Source organism: Allobosea sp. P1_A7 (assembly GCF_056406775.1).
The window spans coordinates 1-612 of record NZ_JBFTZN010000647.1 but is presented as its reverse complement, the minus strand read 5'-3'; the positions used below and the strand labels follow the sequence as shown (position 1 = coordinate 612).

Below are 612 nucleotides of genomic sequence, written 5' to 3'. Positions count from 1 at the left end.
CCATCACCAGCATCGGCATGAGTATCGTCAGCACTGTGTTGATGATCATCATTAAGCCCTGACACGGCGACCTCCTCGTCTGAGAGGCGAGATCATCCAGACTTGGATCCAGCCGCGGAAGGTGGCGCGCTCGCACCAGGTACGTTACTATTTACGCCACCCCCAAAACCGCGCTGATCAGAAGCTGGCTGGCGCGCCGACCCCGTTACCATGTCCACTTCACGCCGACCTCCGCCTCGTGGATCAACCAAATCGAACGCTGATTCGCCGAACTCCCCCGAAAGCAACTGCGGCGGGGCGTTCACACCTCTACGGCCCAGCTCGAAAGCGATATCCGCAGCTTCATCGAGCGCCACAACCCTACAAATGGTCCAAGTCCGCCGACGAGATCCTCTCGGCCGTCAGGCGCTTCTGCCAAAAGGCCGAAAACACCTTATGCGGCGAACTTTAGATTCGCATGACTAGTGGATTGATTCCAACGTTTGATGCCCGCGCCTAACGGCTGCGATGATGTGGTCGGGATCGGCTTTCCATAGGAACGGGCGTGGTTCCCGGTTGTGCTCCTTGATGATGAAGCGGTTGATGGCGGCCTGCAGGTCGACGACGGAATGG

General features: G+C 58.5%; 2 pseudogenes. One reads left to right on the top strand and one right to left on the bottom strand.

What is annotated here, in order from left to right:
• Positions 1 to 152 precede the first annotated feature (152 nt).
• Positions 153 to 451: pseudogene (locus tag AC1D34_RS38205) on the top strand (IS630 family transposase); the annotation flags it as partial.
• Between the two features lie 10 nt (positions 452 to 461).
• Here the strand turns inward: AC1D34_RS38205 and AC1D34_RS38200 are convergent.
• A pseudogene (locus tag AC1D34_RS38200) lies at positions 462 to 612 on the bottom strand (IS630 family transposase); the annotation flags it as partial.